Raw genomic sequence first — 15,540 nt, 5'->3', positions numbered from 1 at the left:
CAGGACCGGGTCCGGGGGCTTGAGCGCGTCCCGGAGAGCGCGCTCATCGGAAGGTCAGGCGTGCTCCGGCAGGCGTTCCTCCGTGGCGCGCTCCCGCGCCGGGCCGAGGTTCACCGGCAGGGACAACGGCCCGAACGTGATGGCGGACGGGTTGTACTGAATGGCGTCGGAGTCGGTGGCCAGGCTGAGCTCCGGGAAGCGCCCGAACAGCGCCTCCAGGGCGATGCGGCTCTCCAGCCGGGCCAGCGGCGCGCCGACGCAGAAGTGCGGGCCGAACCCGAACGCCAGGTGACCGCTCTGCTCGCGGGTGATGTCGAACCGGTCGGCCGTGTCGCCGTACCGTCCGTGTTCCGTCCCGTGGTGCGCCAGGCTCAGCCAGAGGGCCTCACCGGCGGGGATGGGCACGTCCGCCAGGGTCGTGTCGGTCATGGTGTACCGGAACGGCGAGCCGAGCACGGGGCCGCGGTAGCGCAGGGTCTCCTCGACCACCTGGGGCCACAGGTCCCGTTCGATCGCCAGGGCGAGCTGATCCCGGTGGGCGCACAGTGTGATGATGGCGTTGCCGAGCAGGTGGACGGTCGTCTCGTGGCCGGCGACGAGCATGACCCACAGGGCACTGACGAGTTCGTCGTCGGAGAGACGGTCCTCGTCGTCGTGCGCCCGGACGAGCCCGGTCGTCAGGTCGTCTCCCGGTTCGCGGCGTTTGAGGTCGACCAGCGACGCCAGGTAGGAGTTCAGCGCCTCATTGGCGGCGGCGGCCTGCTCGCCGGTGGAGGTGTGCGACAGCAGCGCGGTCGTCCAGCCGCGCAGTTGGGCCCGTCCGTCCTGAGGAACGCCGTACAGGTCGCAGATGACCGACATCGGCAACGTCTCGGTGAGGGCGGGCACGAGGTCGACGCCGTCTCCGGCCGCGGCGATCCCGTCGATGAGCGCGGCCGTCACCTCGGTGATCCGGGGTGCCATCGCCTCCACCCGGGCGGCCGTGAACGCCCGGGCGATCAGGGTCCGCAGCCGCCGGTGGTCCACGCCCTCCTTGACCTGAAGGTGGTCGCCGGAGACGAGGGGGCGCAACGGCCAGTCCGCGGGGACCGTTCCGTCGTGCAGGGCGACCCAGTGCCGAGGGTCCGCCGAGAACACCTTGTTGTCGCGTGCGAAGACGTCGGCGAGCGCCTCGTAGCTGTTCACCGCCCAGGCGGGAACGTTTCCCGGCAACTCGATGGGGACCACGGGCCCGGCGTCACGAAGCCGGGCGTAGGTGTGAAGGATCGGCTCTCCCGGGGTGGGGAAGGGGAAGCGGGAACCGCCCACGTATTGCCTCCAGATGCATGGGAATGACGACCGTAGCGTAATTAGCCACTGACATTCCGGCTAGGGAGATTTCCGTTTTAATGCTGATTCGTCCTGATTCGGACAGAATGTTTGACAGGATCGGGTCACGACGACGGATCGAGGGCGTCGCCCCTCACTCCGCCGGTACGAGACGCCAGTCGGCCTTCCCCGGGCGGTAGGGCGCGTCGAGACGCTTGGCGACGACCCCGGGCAGGCGCTGCTGCCGGGCGGCCGCCCGCACCGCCTCGCCGTCGTCGAAGCAGGGCGCGGTCTGCCACCGGAGCCCGGCGAGACGCAGGCCGTCGAGGAGCTCCCGGCGCCGTTCGTACGGCTCGTCGAACAGCGAACGGCCGTCCAGGTGGAGCACGTCGAAGATCATGTAGGTCTCGTGGTCCTCGACGACGGCCACCTCGCCGTCCAGGACGATCCGGTGGGCGGCGAGCGACTCCCCGAGCCCGGACGGGGCCCTGGCGGCGTCGCCGTCGGCGTCCTGAGCGTGCGTCGTGCCGCGGTCGGAGAACACGATCAACCGGCGCCCGCCCCACGCGAACTCGAAGCCGTACGCCTCCGCGCGGCGGGGAAGGCGTTCGCGCACCTCGGGCCGTACGGGGTCGACCCGCTCGGGCATCGGGTCGGCGTCCGGGTCGACCGGCGGGTCCATCCGGTGGATCATCCAGTTCTTGCCGTTCGTCCGAAACAGGACATATCGGCCGGACACTCGGTTTCCGCGCAGGACGACCTTGACCTCACGGTCGGTCCACTTCTCGGTCTCGTACGTCCCGCGGTCCCAGATGGTGACCTGACCGCCGCCGTACTCGCCTTGCGGGATCTCCCCGGCGAACGACGCGTACTCCAGCGGATGGTCCTCGGTGTGCACGGCCAGGTGATTGGTCCGCGGATCGTCCGGCACGCCCTTCGGCAGCGCCCAGGACACCAGCACGCCGTCGCGCTCGAGCCGGAAGTCCCAGTGCAGCCGCCGCGCGTGATGCTCCTGGATCACGAACGTGTCGTCGTTCCCACGGGGGAGCGGCCCCTCGCCTGGAACCGGCTCCGGCGTACGGCGCGCGTCGCGCTTGCTGCGGTACGTCCCGAGTCTGTCGGCCACGGCGCGGTACGTACCCGCGACGAACCGCCCTATCTCACGGGAGCGTCAGGATCTCCGCGCCCGTGTCGGTGACGAGGAGCGTGTGCTCGAACTGCGCGGTGCGCTTGCGGTCCTTCGTCACGACCGTCCAGCGGTCCGGCCAGATCTCGTAGTCGATCGTGCCGAGCGTCAGCATCGGCTCGATCGTGAACGTCATCCCCGCCTCGATGATCGTGGTCGCGTGCGGGTCGTCGTAGTGCGGCACGATCAGCCCGGAATGGAACGTCGTGCCGATGCCGTGTCCGGTGAAGTCGCGGACGACGCCGTAGCCGAACCGCTTGGCGTACGACTCGATGACCCGGCCGATGACGTTGAGCTGCCGGCCCGGGCGGACGGCCTTGATGGCGCGCATCATCGCCTCGCGCGTGCGCTCGACGAGCAGCCGCGACTCCTCGTGCACCTCGCCGACCAGGAAGGTCGCGTCGGTGTCCCCGTGCACGCCGTCCTTGAACGCGGTGATGTCGATGTTGATGATGTCGCCCTCCCGGACGACCGTGTCGTCCGGGATTCCGTGGCAGATGACCTCGTTCAGCGAGGTGCACAGCGACTTGGGGAAGCCCCGGTAACCCAGCGTCGAGGGGTACGCGCCGTGGTCGAGCATGAACTCGTGCCCGATCCGGTCGAGTTCGTCGGTGGTGACACCCGGCCGGATGTTCTTGCCGACCTCCTCGAGCGCCTGCGCGGCGATCCGCCCGGCGACCCGCATCCGCTCGATGATCTCGGGCGTCTTGACGTCCGGCTCTCCGGTGCGGGGCACCTTCTTGCCGACGTACTCCGGCCGGGGGATGTCCGCCGGCACTTTGCGCATCGGGGAGACGTGACCAGGACGGAGTTGCGTCGTCATGCTGTTGGAGTGTAGTCAGCCCGCCGGGGCACGATGACACCATGATCGGAGAGCGCGATGAGTGACGAGGGCAAGTGGTTCTTCTGCCTCAAGCACCGCAGGGTCGAGCACGGGCCCGGCTGCCCGAACCGTGACCGCATGGGCCCCTACGCCACCGAGGAAGAGGCGGCGCACGCGTTCGAGCGCGCCGCGGAGCGCAACGAGGAGTGGCGCCGCAAGAGCTGAGACCAGCGGTTGTTTCATGAGCCCGCCGTCCGCCTGCGCGGCGAGGCTGACGCGGGCTCGTGAAACAGCCTTCAGGACACGGTGGGGCCGCTGATCGTCTCCAGGAGACGGGCCAGGCGGTCGCGCAGACCCCGTTTGGGGAGCGGCTCCCCGGCGGCGGCGCTCACGAGGTGCTGGGCCGCGTCGAACGACACGAGCCGGTCGTCGACCGGCACGGTCAGCGCCTCGTGCGCGAGGCCTTGCAGCTCCCGGTCGCCGGTGTCCAGCGCGAAGATCGTCGCGCCGATGCGCCGCGCGTCGTCCACCCGCTCCAGCAGCGGCGCCGCCGACTCGTCCTCGGAAACGACGACCAGCGTCTCCCCGCGCCCGGCCGCCTCCAGGCGCTCCAGGCCGACCCGCAGGTGCGGCGGGGCGCCGGGCGGCGGCTCCCAGCGCACCAGCGTGGGCGAAAGCTCCGGGACGCCGCCGAACCGGCTCTCGTCGTCGAGGTGGGCGGCGAGGTGCCACGGCTCGTCGTCGGGCGGGCCGAACACCAGCAGACCGCCTGGCTCCCGGGTGGACGAACGCAGCGCCCAGGCGAACTCCCGGGTGCGCTCCGGCCAGCCGGTCGTCGCGAGCAGCTCCCGCAGAGCCGCCACCTGACTCGCGTCCATGGCCCCATGGTGCCGTACGGAGCGTGAGATCACGTGCGCTTTGTTAGGCCCGGCGATGTCAGGTAGGTATAGCCCTATGGAGATACTCGGTGTCGACATCGGCGGGTCCGGCATCAAGGGCGCGCCGGTCGACGTGGAGAAGGGCGAGTTCGCGCAGGAGCGGCTGCGCCTGGCCACCCCGGAGGGGGCATCGCCCCGCGAGGTGGCACGGATCGTCGCCGAGATCGTCGCGCACTTCGGCTGGACGGGCCCGGTGGGCGTCACCTTCCCGGGCGTGGTCACCGGCGGCGTCGTCCGTACGGCGGTCAACCTCGGCGAGGCGTGGATCGACCTGGCCGCGCGCGACCTGTTCGCGGAGACCGCCGGGGTGCCCGTGACGCTGCTCAACGACGCCGACGCGGCCGGCGTGGCGGAGATGACCTTCGGCGTGGGGCGCGGCCGGGCCGGCACGGTGCTCATGCTGACGCTCGGCACCGGCGTGGGCACCGCGCTGTTCGTCGACGGGCGGCTCGTGCCCAACACCGAGCTCGGGCACATCGAGATCCGCGGCAAGGACGCCGAGCGGCGGGCCTCCGCGCACGCCCGCGACGTCCACGACTGGGACTGGCAGCAGTGGGCGAAGCGGCTCGGCGAGTACATGCACCGCATCGAGGACCTGCTGTGGCCGTCGCTGATCATCCTGGGCGGCGGGGTCAGCAAGAGGGCCGACCGCTTCCTGCCGTACCTGGAAGAGGTGCGGACCCCGGTCGTGGCCGCCGAGCTGCACAACGACGCCGGCATCATCGGCGCCGCCATGGCCGCGGTACCCGGGAAGGAGCCGGTCTGAGGTGCCCTGGCAGGATCGTCCACTATGAGCATTCAGCACGCAGATGCGCCGGATGTCAGTGGCCTGTCCATCGGCATCCTCGGCGGCACCGGCGACCAGGGCAAGGGGCTGGCACGCCGGTTCGCCCTCGCCGGCCATGAAGTGATCATCGGTTCCCGCAGTGCCGAACGCGCCCAGCAGGCCGCCGACAGCCTGGGGGAGGGGGCGACCGCCCGGGGCGCGGAGAACGCCGCCGTCGCCCGCGAGGCCGACGTCGTGATCGTGGCGGTTCCGTGGGACGGCCACAAGGCGACCCTCGAGTCGCTGCGCGAGGAGCTGGCCGGCAAGATCGTGATCGACTGCGTCAACCCGCTCGGCTTCGACAAGCAGGGCGCCTACGCGCTGCCGGTCGAGGAGGGCAGCGCCGCGCAGCAGGCCGCCGCCGTCCTGCCCGACAGCACCGTCGTGGCGGCCTTCCACCACGTCTCGGCCGTCGTCCTCCTCGACCCGGAGATCGACCAGGTCGACCTCGACGTGCTGGTGCTCGGCGACGACCGGGAGGCCACGAACACCGTCCAGGCCCTGGCGGCCCGCGTCAAGGGCATGCGCGGCGTCTACGGCGGCAGGCTCCGCAACGCCCACCAGATCGAGGCGCTGACCGCGAACCTGATCTCCATCAACCGCCGTTACAAGGCCCACGCCGGCCTCCGGGTGACCGACGTTTGACGTCCTCTCCGCCGCGTACGGCGGAGATTCCAACCCATCACTCCCTAAGCTCGCAGGAGGACAGGTTGAGGTTCGCGGTGCGTCGGCCCGGTAATCCGTGGCCCTTCCCGCGCAGTCACGGCGCGTCCCGCCGCGATATCTCTGATGTTGCGGGCAGCGTTGACGTCGGCGTTGACCTCATGCCCACAGGCGACGCAGCGGAACAGTGCTTGGCTCTTGCGACTGCTCGCTGCGCGATGCCCGCAGGCGTTACAGGTCTGCGACGTGAACGCGGCGCTGACTTTGACCAACCGTCCGGGAGCCTTGTCCTCCAGTCGTTGTACGAGTTGGCCCCAGCCCCCGGCGAGGATGCCGCGGTTGAGCCCGGCCTTGGCGGCCACGCATTGGCCGGGCGCGTCAATGGTGCCGCGCGCCGAGCGGGTCATCCCTCGAATGTTGAGGTCCTCTACGGCGATAAGCGCGAATTGGCGGGCCAGCGCGGTGCTGGCGTGTTCCACCCAGTCCTTGCGTCGGTCCGTTTCGCGGGTCTTGAGCCGGGCAAGGGCGCTCTTGATGCCGCTGCGCCGATTGGAGCCAGGCTTGGCGCGTGCCAGCGCCCGCTGCAGCCGTCTGAGGCGTTGAGTCTCAGGCCGGATAAGGCTAGGGGCATGCAGCAGTCTCCCAGTCGACAGGGCAGCCGAAACGGTCACACCTCGGTCGATGCCGACGACCTCACTGCCGGCGGGGGCAAGGATGGGTTTTGGGATGGCGGCGAATGCGACGTGCCAGCGCCCGGCTCGGTCTTTGGTGACACGGAAGGACTTGACGTCTTTGGGAACAGGCCGGGACCAGCGAAAGGGCACCCAACCGACTTTAGGAATCCTGACCTGTCCGACGTTGCGGGACACCCGTCGGACTTCCCATTGATTGCCTCGCTGACCGACGATGCGGAACCCTTCGTGGCGCCCGGCTTTACGCCAGGTCGGGCGACGACAGGTTCCGTCGAAGAATCTCGCCATGGCCTGCGCGAAATCCCGGAGCGCCTGCTGCTGGACGGTCTGGCTCCCGGCACGCAGCCAGGCGAACTCCGCTCGGGCGGCGGTCAGTTGACGGCACTGCTCAAGGTATCCGGGTCCACTCTTTCGGCCGGGCCGCCAATCCTGATGTTGTTCGACGGCGAGGTTCCATACGAAACGCGCATGGGCGCAGTGCTCCAGCAACGCACGCTCTTGGCTGGGCGAAGGCTGGAGGCGGAACCGAGTCATGCCAGCACAGTATCGATTGCTATCGCTATTCGAAGGAGGACGCGGCATTTCTTCCTCGGTCTGAAGACAGAGGAATCCATGCTGCGAAAAATATGAGGTTTGTCGTCTACGGCGCCGGCGCGGTCGGCGGCGTCATCGGGGCACGGCTCTTTCAGCAGGGTCACGATGTGACGCTCATCGCCCGCGGCGCGCACTACGAGGCCGTCCGCGACCGGGGCCTGCGCCTCGACACCCCGGAGGAGAGCGTCACGGTGCCGGTCCCGGTCGTCGACCGGCCGTCGGCGGTGACGTTCCAGCCCGGCGACGTCGTCCTGCTCACGATGAAGACGCAGGACACCCTGCCGGCGCTGGCCGAGCTGGCGGCCGTCGCGCCACCGGACATCGTCGTCGCGCCCGCCCAGAACGGCGTGGAGAACGAACGCCTCGCCCTGCGGCTGTTCCCCCACGTGTACGGCGTCTGCGTCCTGCTGCCGTCGGCGTTCCTCGAACCCGGCGTCGTCGAGGCGTACCTGGCGCCCCGGACGGGCGGCCTCGACGTCGGCCGGTACCCGGTGGGCGTGGACGACACCGCGGAGTCCCTCGCGGCGGCCTTCGCGGGCGCGACGTTCGCGTCCGAGGCCCGGCCGGATGTCATGCGCTACAAGTACGGCAAGCTCCTGACGAACCTCGGCAACGCCGTCGAGGTCGTCATCGGCCCCGGTGAGCAGGGCGCGGACATCGCCCGGCTCGCCCGGGAGGAGGGCACGGCGTGCCTGCGCGCCGCGGGCATCGACGCGCCGAGCGGGGTGGGCATCGCGAGCCAGATCCGCCCGATCCGCGGGCGCAGGCGCTCCGGCGGTTCCTCCTTCCAGAGCCTGCAGCGGGGGACCGGCACGATCGAGGCCGACTACCTGAACGGCGAGATCATTCTGCTCGGCCGCGAGCACGGCGTGCCCACCCCGGTCAACGAGCTGCTCCGACGGCTGGCGAACCGGATGGCCCGCGAGGGCCGGCAGCCCGGCCTGATGACCCCGGAGGAGTTCCTGGCCGCGCTGGACGAGGCCGCCCCCCGATGACCGGATCGCCGCGCGGTGCCCCTGCGCCCCCGATGGTCGACGACCTGGGAGTGCTGTTCCGGGCTCCGCGCGAGGTCCGCCGGATCGTCTCGCTCGTGCCGTCCCTCACGGAGGCGGTCGCGTGCACGGCGCCGGACCTGCTGGTGGGCGCCACCGACTGGTGCGTCGAGCCGCCAGGCCTCGACGTCGTACGCGTCGGCGGGACCAAGAATCCCGACCTGCGGAAGGTCGTCGAGCTCGCGCCGGACCTGGTGCTGGCCAACTTCGAGGAGAACCGCGAGGCCGACCTCGACGCCCTGCGGACGGCCGGCGTCCCCGTGTGGGTCACCATGATCCGTACTCTCCCGGAGGCGCTGACCAGCCTCGAGCGGATGCTGGCCGCGTGCGGGCAGGGCACGCCCGCCTGGCTGGCGGGCGCCCGTGTCGCCTGGGCCGACGTCCTGCGCGAGCTCCCGCCGTCCGGCGCGGTCGCGGTCGTGCCCGTCTGGCGACGCCCCTGGATGGTGCTCGGCCGCGACACCTTCGCCGGGGACCTCCTCGCCCGACTGGGCGTCGGCAACGTTTACGCGCGTGCCGCCGAGCGGTACCCGAAGGTGTCGGTCGAGGAGATGCTGCACCGGCGGCCGGACCTCGTCGTCCTGCCGGACGAGCCGTACGCCTTCTCCGCCACCGACGGGCCGGAGACTTTCCCCGGCCTCCCGGTGGCGCTGGTGAGCGGCCGTCACCTGGAGTGGTACGGGCCCTCGCTCACCGAGGCGCGGCGCGTCCTCAGCGCGTCGCTAGAGCACTCTGGCCCTGCCTCCAGTCCGTCGCCATGATGTGCCGTGCGCTGGCGAGCGTCATCGTGCCGGCGCAGACCTTCTTCTTGAGGGCGTTCTCCACCGTGTCCTTGTCCGCCGAGGTGGATCCGCCGGCGTCGTAGCGCGGCTCGGGCCACAGGTTCTTCGGGTCCTTGGGCGCGCCGCCCAGTTCCAGGGGGATGAGGTGGTCCTCCTCGTAGTCCGCGGTGCTCGTGTTGCTGTAGCCGTACTCGGCGATCTGCTTGACCTTCAGCGGGTTCGTGTACGACGTCGGCGGCCGTACCGTGCTCGTCCAGCCGGACACGCAGATCGTCGAGTTGATGGTGGACTGCGTGACGTCCGGGTTGGTCGCGCCCGGCTGGCAGGACGGGTCGGGCAGCGGCAGGTAGCTCTGCGAGCAGGTGGCGGCGTACGCCGGGGTCGCGACGGCCGAGATGGGAACGACGAGGGCAACGGTCACCGTGACGGTGGTCAGGGCGACGGTCAGGACTCGCGGCATGGCGATGCCTTCCGGTAGCGGGGGGTTTGCCCCACCATCCGGACAGTCGTCCCTGAAGGCTATGGAACCGGCGGACGAATATGTGGTTATTTAACGGCGAAGTGTGACAAACGCGTAAAAAGACTCCAGGTCAGGGACTCGTGTCACCGTGGGCGTACGTGGCTCGGCGGCGGAAGCGTCGGTCTGGTGGCCGGAGCGGTCGGCTATCCGAGCGGCAGTTTGCGGCGTTTCGCCGGAAGTTCTGGGTGTGGTGAGCGTGCGTTCCGTACGTCGCCGCTCGTGGCGAGGGCGGCATGGCGCCGGAGCCCTCGAGAGCGGCGAAGGCGGCGAGCACCGAGGCACGGTCGTGGCCCGCGTCGAGCAGAAGGTGCATGAGGACACGCGCCTTCGGCGGATCGAGGCGTGTGGCCGCCACCTCGCTGGCCGGGGCCGCGGAACACAGGACGACCGGGGGACGCGACGAGGGGGCGACATTCACCGTCGACCCCGGGTGGACCGGGGCCGGTGGTGAATGCCGTACGGATCAGCGGTAGGCGTGCTCCGGGCCGGGGAAGGCGCCCGAGACGACCTCGGCCGCGTACTCCTGTACGGCGCCGCGCAGGACGCCTGCCACGTCGGCGTACTGCTTGACGAACTTCGCGGTGTGCGGCGTGAGGCCGGCCATGTCCTGCCACACGAGCACCTGGGCGTCGGTGCCCGGGCCCGCGCCGATGCCGATGGTCGGGATCGACAGCGCGGCGGTGACGCGGTCGGCCAGTTCGGAGGGGACGCATTCGAGGACGACCGCGAAGGCGCCCGCGGCCTCGAGGTCCTTGGCGTCGGCCATGAGGCGTTCGCCGTCCTCGCCGCGTCCCTGGACGCGGTAGCCGCCGAAGGCGTTCACCGACTGCGGCGTCAGCCCGAGGTGCGCCATGACCGGGATGCCGGCGGCGACCATCGCCTCGACCTGGGGGAGCACCCGACGGCCGCCTTCGAGCTTGACCGCCTGCGCGCCGGCCTCCTTGAGGAATCGGGCGCCGGTGTGCAGGGCCTCGGGCACGCCGGTCTGGTACGCGCCGAAGGGCAGGTCGGCGACGACCATGGCGCGAGAGGTGCCGCGCACCACCGCCGCGGTGAGGGGGATGAGATCGTCCACGGTGACGGGGATCGTGGATTCGTGGCCGAAGATCACCATCCCGGCGGAGTCGCCGACGAGCAGCACCGGGATCCCGGCGTCGTCGAAGACCCGCGCGGTGAGCGCGTCGTACGCGGTGAGCATGGGCCACTTCTCGCCGCGCTCCTTCGCCGCCGCGATGTCGCGGACGGTCACGCGGCGCCCCGTCTGGCCGCCGTACAGGGCGGTCGGCCGACCGGTCGATACAGACATCGGAAACCTCCTGCCTCGAGGCGCCACGGTGGCGTCCCCGGACGAGATCGATGATCCCACGAGGTCAACGACCCGTACAGCCCGGACCTTCCCGGCGTCCGATATGAAACGCTACGGTTGCGTATCGGATCGGGAATATCCTAAGGTTGGCGACGTTAAGAAACGCAACAGCATCGTATCGATATCTCTGAAGGGCCTCATGGATCCGCAGACCATCCACAAGAGGCGCTGGACGATCCTCGGCGTCCTGATCGTCAGCCTGCTCGTGATCGTGCTCGACAACACGGTCCTCAACGTCGCGCTGAAGACGATCGCGGACCCGCGCGACGGCCTCGGCGCCACCCAGGGCCAGCTCGAATGGGCGATCAACTCCTACACCCTCGTCTTCGCCGGCCTCCTGTTCACGTTCGGCGTGCTCGGCGACCGGATCGGCCGCAAGCGCATGCTGATGATCGGCATGCTGCTGTTCGGCCTGGCCTCGCTGCTCTCCTCGTACGCCCAGACCCCCGGCCAGCTCATCCTCGCCCGCGCGGCCATGGGCTTCGGCGGCGCGGCGGTCATGCCGCAGACCCTGTCGATCATCACGAACGTCTTCGAGCCGCAGGAGCGCGGCCGGGCCATCGGCGTCTGGGCCGGCGCGGTCGGCATCGGGATCGCCGTCGGGCCCATCACCGGCGGCCTGCTGCTCGACCACTTCTGGTGGGGCTCGGTGTTCCTCATCAACGTCCCGATCGTCATCGCCGGCGTGATCGGCATCGCGATCGTCGTGCCGGAGTCCAAGAACGCCGTGCGCGCCAAGATCGACTTCGGTGGCGTGCTGCTGTCGATCGCCGGTCTGATCCTCCTGACGTACGGGATCATCGAGGGCGGCGACAAGGCGACCGTCACCGAGCCGACCGTGTTCGGCCCCGTGCTCGCCGGAGTCGCGCTGCTCGCCGCGTTCGTCTGGTACGAGTCCCGCATCGAGCACCCCTCGCTGAACGTCCGGCTGTTCCGCGACGGGCGGCTGTCCGCGTCGGTCGGCGCCATCGCCCTCGTCTTCTTCGCCCTCGGCGGCGTCTTCCTGTTCATCTCGCTGTACCTGCAGGACGTCCGCGGCTACTCCCCGCTGCAGGCGGGCCTGCTCACGCTGCCGCTGGCCGTCGGCCAGATGATCTTCTCGCCGCGCAGCGCCGGGCTGGTCAAGCGGTACGGCGCCAAGCTGGTCGCCGCGACCGGCCTGACCATGGTCGCGCTGGCGCTGCTCAGCTACCACTTCACCGCCGTCCACAGCCCGGTCTGGATCCTGGAGATCACCTTCTTCGTGCAGGGTTCCGGAATGGCCCTGGTGATGCCCCCGGCCACCACCGCCGTCATGTCGGTGCTGCCGAGGGAGCAGGCCGGATCCGGGTCGGCCATCAACAACATCGCCCGCCAGGTCGCGGTCGCGCTCGGCGTCGCCGTCCTGGGCTCCCTGGTCTCCTCCATCTACCGCAGCGGCCTGAAGCCGCACCTGACCGCGCTGCCCGAGCGCGTGCGCGACGTCGCCGGAGCGGACATCGGCACGACCACGGGCGTGGCGGAGAAGTTCGGCGCGGCGGGCCGGGCGATCCTCCCGCCGGCGCACGACTCCTTCGTGCACGCCATGCACATCACGTCCGCGATCTCGGCCGCGGTGGCCTTCGTCGGGGCGCTCGTCGTCCTGAAGTGGATGCCCGGCCAGCCGGAGCGGGAGGTCGAGACCCCGCCGGTCGAGCAGCGTGAAGCCGTCGAGGTATGAGACGGTGATGCGCGATGACCCAGACGAGTGATCAGCTCGCCGCCCGGCCGCCGGGCCGGCCGCGCAGCGAGCGTGCGGACAAAGCGATCGTCGACGCCACCCTCGCCATCCTCGCCGAGGAGGGCGGGGTGGCCGGCGTCTCCATCGAGGCCGTCGCCGCGCGGGCGGGAGTCGGGAAGACGACGATCTACCGCCGCTGGCCGAACAAAGAGGCTCTCATCATCGACGCGCTCGCCGCGTTGAAGGAGCCGATCGCCGAGCCGCGCGGCGAGTCGGTGCGCGAGGACCTGATCGTCTGGGCCCAGGCCCTGATCGCGGACAAGACCCAGAAGAAGCGCGTGGACTGCTACTGGAGCATCCTCAGCAGCGCCGAGCGTTATCCGGAGCTCATGGACCGGTTCAACCGGGAGGTCATCGAACCCCGGCGCGAGGTCATGCGGAAGGTGCTGCGACGCGGCATCGCCACCGGAGAGCTGCGCCCCGACCTCGACATCGAGCTGGCCCTGTGGATCCTCACCGGAGCCATGGCCCATCGAGCGAGGGCGGTCGGCGCCGGACCGGTCCCGGAGGACTTCGCCGAGCGCGTCGTCGACGAGCTCATCGCCGGTCTCGGGCGGCCCTCACCATGAGACGCGTGATCTTCCTTCCCTCCAGTCCCCTTTTGGTCATACTTTTACTCGAGGGCTGATGGGCCACAGGAAGGACTCCGGAGGATGGCCGATTCCTCGGCAAGGACCCTCGTGCTCGGCATCGGCCGGGCCGGCGAGGTCCTCCAGTGCGGGCAGAACTCCTCCGGTGTCCTCGGCCGGCCACCAGAGGAGGTCGTCGGCACCGACGTGACCGGTCTGTTCACCGAGGAGAGCAAGGAGGCCCTGACAGGGCTCCTCGACGCCCTCGCGAGCCGCCACGAGCGGACGGCCGTCCTCGGTGTGCGGACCGGGGACGGCGAGGCGCGCAACGCCGTGGTCACCGTCCAGCCGATGCACGCCACCGGCGCCGACCCGACCGATCTGATGATGATCCGGGTCGCCGTGATGGACTTGGAACGCTTCACCGATCCGGCGCTGATGCGCCGCGCGATGCTCGACGACGCGCTCGTCCGGATCGGGGCGACGCTCGACCTGGACCAGATGGCGCGGGAGCTCGTCGACGTCGTCGTGCCGCACTTCTGCAACGCCGCCGGCGTCCTCATCCAGGAGAGCATCGTCGGCGCCGACGAGCACCCCTCGATCGCCGCCGACGGCACCACCGTGCTGCGCCGCGTGGCGCTCGCCACCGACGCCTCGGACCCGAAGTGGAACGCCGCCTTCCCCACCGGGGAGGTCCTCACCTACCCGCCCGACACGCCGTACACCCGCTGCATGGCCACCGGCGAGCCGGTGCTGGAGCCACACCTCGACGCCAAGGCGGCCAAGCGGATCGCCCGGCTCTGGCGGCGCAAGCCCGTCGCCAAGCTCCTGGCCGACAGCTCCATGGTGCTGCTGCCGCTGATCGCGCGGGGGACCACGCTGGGGTTCGTCGTCTGCACCCGGAGCGCCACCCACCGGGCCTTCGACGCGTACGACGTCGAGATCGGCATGGAGTTCGCCGCCCGCGCGGCCCTCTACATCGACAACGCCCGCCACTACAGCCGCGAGCGCGCGACCGCGCTGACCCTCCAGCGCAGCATGCTGCCCACCGGCCTGACGGCCCCGTCCAGCGTGGCGGTACGGCACCGTTACCTCCCGGGCAACCAGCTGATCGAGGTCGGCGGCGACTGGTACGAGTCGATCGCCCTGCCGGGCGGCCGCGTCGCCCTCATCGTCGGCGACGTCGCCGGGCACGGCGTGCGCGCCGCCGTCACGATGGGACGGCTGCGCACCGCCCTGCGGACCATCGTCAACCTGGAGCTGTCCCCGGCGGACGGCCTGCAGCAACTCGACGCGCTGATGCGGGAGCTCGGCGAGCGGGAGCCCGCCTTCGCCACCTGTATCTACGCCGTGTACGACGCCACGGACGGCACCTGCGAGATCGCCTCCGCCGGGCACCTGCCGCCGCTGCTGCTGCGCCCGAACGGCACCAGCGAGTTCCTCGACGTTCCGCCCGCGCCCCCGCTCGGCGTCGGCGAGGGGATGATCGAGACCCGCACGTTCACCATCGGGGACGGCAGCGTCCTGGTGCTCTACACCGACGGCCTCGTGGAGAACCGCGGCCAGGACATCGACGACGGCCTCTCCCGACTGCAGGGACTGTTCGGCGCGGACGCGCTGTTCCGGCCGCTGGAGGAGCTCGCCAAGGCCACCCTCGACAGCGCGTACGCCGACCACGACCGGGACGACATCGCCGTGCTCATCGCCCGCCTTCGGCGGCTGCCCGACGGCGAGATCGCCTCCTGGAAACTGCCCGCGCTGCCGACCGCGGTGCGCGACGCCCGCGCCCGGGTGCGCGAGACGCTCGAACGCTGGGAGTGCGAGGAGCTGTCCTTCAGCACCGAGCTGGTCGTGTCGGAGCTGGTGACCAACGCGCTGCGGTACGCCTCCGGCGACATCGAGCTGCGGTTGCTGCGCGACCGTACGCTCGTCTGCGAGGTCCGCGACGACTCCGACGCCCTGCCCCGGGCCCGCCAGGCGGCCGACGACGACGAGGGCGGTCGCGGCCTGCAGGTCGTCCACCGGCTCGCCAAGCGCTGGGGCGCCCGTCCCGTCGCCGACGGCAAGGTCGTCTGGTGCGAGCTGGACCTGCCCGGCCAGGACGACGGCCTGGAAGGCTCCTGGCCGGGCGAGGCCCACCACCGCCCCTAGGGCCTGTCTCGAAGTCCCGCTGTCCTACTGCGCGGTGCCCAGGCGGCGCCTCGCCGCGTTGTCGTCGGTCGCCAGCCAACACCGGGCTGACTCCCTCCTCCGCCTTGCGAGGCACCACCTGGACACCGCTCGCTACGGACGGGGACTTCGAGACAGGCCCTAGTACTACAGTGAGCTTTCTGGGTTTATGGTTCTACTGTGACAGAGGTGGCGGTAAGCGACGTTGAGTCGTGGGTGTCGGGGTTGGACGCATTGTTCGCTCGGGTCGCGGCCAGGTTCGGGCGGGTGGAGCCGCGGCGGCAGGCGCGAGC

15 protein-coding genes are annotated in these 15,540 nt (G+C 70.6%); 8 read left to right on the top strand and 7 right to left on the bottom strand.

Going from position 1 to position 15,540, the window contains the following annotated elements; translation table 11 throughout:
- Nucleotides 1-54: 54 nt before the first annotated feature.
- From AB0I04_RS50850 to map, 3 genes are all read right to left on the bottom strand, one after another.
- The gene (locus AB0I04_RS50850) at nt 55-1,308 is read right to left on the bottom strand and encodes a cytochrome P450 (RefSeq protein WP_360902687.1); all 1,254 of its coding nucleotides are present in this window, start codon (nt 1,306-1,308) and stop codon (nt 55-57) included.
- Nucleotides 1,309-1,462: 154 nt separating this feature from the next.
- Nucleotides 1,463-2,434: a DNA polymerase ligase N-terminal domain-containing protein gene (locus tag AB0I04_RS50845; RefSeq protein WP_360902684.1), complete on the bottom strand. Its 972-nt coding sequence runs from the start codon at nt 2,432-2,434 to the stop codon at nt 1,463-1,465.
- A 34-nt stretch (nt 2,435-2,468) separates the two neighbouring features.
- Nucleotides 2,469-3,317 (bottom strand): type I methionyl aminopeptidase, encoded by an 849-nt coding sequence (map, locus tag AB0I04_RS50840; protein ID WP_360902681.1) that lies wholly within the window; start codon nt 3,315-3,317, stop codon nt 2,469-2,471.
- A gap of 57 nt (nt 3,318-3,374) precedes the next feature.
- Between map and AB0I04_RS50835 the strand changes: the two genes are divergently transcribed.
- A complete protein-coding gene (locus tag AB0I04_RS50835) occupies nt 3,375-3,542 on the top strand; it encodes a hypothetical protein (RefSeq protein ID WP_360902678.1) in 168 nt (55 codons plus the stop codon).
- Nucleotides 3,543-3,613: 71 nt separating this feature from the next.
- On the opposite strand, the gene AB0I04_RS50830 is transcribed toward AB0I04_RS50835, so the two are convergent.
- A complete protein-coding gene (locus tag AB0I04_RS50830) occupies nt 3,614-4,195 on the bottom strand; it encodes a hypothetical protein (protein WP_360902675.1) in 582 nt (193 codons plus the stop codon).
- A 76-nt stretch (nt 4,196-4,271) separates the two neighbouring features.
- On the opposite strand from AB0I04_RS50830, the gene ppgK reads away from it, so the two are divergent.
- Entirely contained in the window at nt 4,272-5,021 is a 750-nt protein-coding gene (gene ppgK / locus AB0I04_RS50825) for a polyphosphate--glucose phosphotransferase (protein ID WP_360902672.1), read from the top strand.
- Between the two features lie 24 nt (nt 5,022-5,045).
- Nucleotides 5,046-5,726, top strand: a complete 681-nt coding sequence (npdG, locus tag AB0I04_RS50820) for an NADPH-dependent F420 reductase (protein ID WP_360902669.1) — start codon at nt 5,046-5,048, stop codon at nt 5,724-5,726.
- A 44-nt stretch (nt 5,727-5,770) separates the two neighbouring features.
- On the opposite strand, the gene AB0I04_RS50815 is transcribed toward npdG, so the two are convergent.
- Nucleotides 5,771-6,970 (bottom strand): transposase, encoded by a 1,200-nt coding sequence (locus AB0I04_RS50815; protein ID WP_360902666.1) that lies wholly within the window; start codon nt 6,968-6,970, stop codon nt 5,771-5,773.
- A gap of 92 nt (nt 6,971-7,062) precedes the next feature.
- Here AB0I04_RS50815 and AB0I04_RS50810 point away from each other — a divergent pair, with 92 nt between their 5' ends.
- Both AB0I04_RS50810 and AB0I04_RS50805 read left to right on the top strand, forming a co-directional pair.
- Entirely contained in the window at nt 7,063-8,025 is a 963-nt protein-coding gene (locus AB0I04_RS50810) for a 2-dehydropantoate 2-reductase (RefSeq protein WP_360902663.1), read from the top strand.
- Nucleotides 8,026-8,057: 32 nt separating this feature from the next.
- Nucleotides 8,058-8,843 (top strand): helical backbone metal receptor, encoded by a 786-nt coding sequence (locus AB0I04_RS50805; protein ID WP_360902770.1) that lies wholly within the window; start codon nt 8,058-8,060, stop codon nt 8,841-8,843.
- On the opposite strand, the gene AB0I04_RS50800 is transcribed toward AB0I04_RS50805, so the two are convergent.
- Together AB0I04_RS50800 and panB are read right to left on the bottom strand one after the other, a co-directional pair.
- Nucleotides 8,794-9,324: a hypothetical protein gene (locus tag AB0I04_RS50800; RefSeq protein WP_360902660.1), complete on the bottom strand. Its 531-nt coding sequence runs from the start codon at nt 9,322-9,324 to the stop codon at nt 8,794-8,796. The two genes, AB0I04_RS50805 and AB0I04_RS50800, sit on opposite strands and share 50 nt — an antisense overlap.
- Before the next feature lie 523 nt (nt 9,325-9,847).
- The gene (gene panB / locus AB0I04_RS50795; RefSeq protein WP_360902657.1) at nt 9,848-10,690 is read right to left on the bottom strand and encodes a 3-methyl-2-oxobutanoate hydroxymethyltransferase; all 843 of its coding nucleotides are present in this window, start codon (nt 10,688-10,690) and stop codon (nt 9,848-9,850) included.
- A gap of 199 nt (nt 10,691-10,889) precedes the next feature.
- Here panB and AB0I04_RS50790 point away from each other — a divergent pair, with 199 nt between their 5' ends.
- The 3 genes from AB0I04_RS50790 to AB0I04_RS50780 all read left to right on the top strand — a co-directional run bounded on the left by AB0I04_RS50790 (nt 10,890) and on the right by AB0I04_RS50780 (nt 15,229).
- Nucleotides 10,890-12,449, top strand: coding sequence for an MFS transporter (locus AB0I04_RS50790; protein WP_360902654.1), 1,560 nt, complete (start codon nt 10,890-10,892; stop codon nt 12,447-12,449).
- A gap of 14 nt (nt 12,450-12,463) precedes the next feature.
- The gene (locus AB0I04_RS50785) at nt 12,464-13,078 is read left to right on the top strand and encodes a TetR/AcrR family transcriptional regulator (protein ID WP_360902651.1); all 615 of its coding nucleotides are present in this window, start codon (nt 12,464-12,466) and stop codon (nt 13,076-13,078) included.
- A gap of 84 nt (nt 13,079-13,162) precedes the next feature.
- Nucleotides 13,163-15,229, top strand: coding sequence for a SpoIIE family protein phosphatase (locus AB0I04_RS50780; RefSeq protein WP_360902648.1), 2,067 nt, complete (start codon nt 13,163-13,165; stop codon nt 15,227-15,229).
- The last annotated feature ends 311 nt before the right edge of the window (nt 15,230-15,540 follow it).

Origin of the sequence: Actinoallomurus sp. NPDC050550 (assembly GCF_040655075.1) — a bacterium.
In the GTDB taxonomy this organism is placed as follows: Bacteria; Actinomycetota; Actinomycetes; order Streptosporangiales; family Streptosporangiaceae; genus Actinoallomurus.
This window is presented reverse-complemented; position numbering and strand designations above follow the sequence as displayed.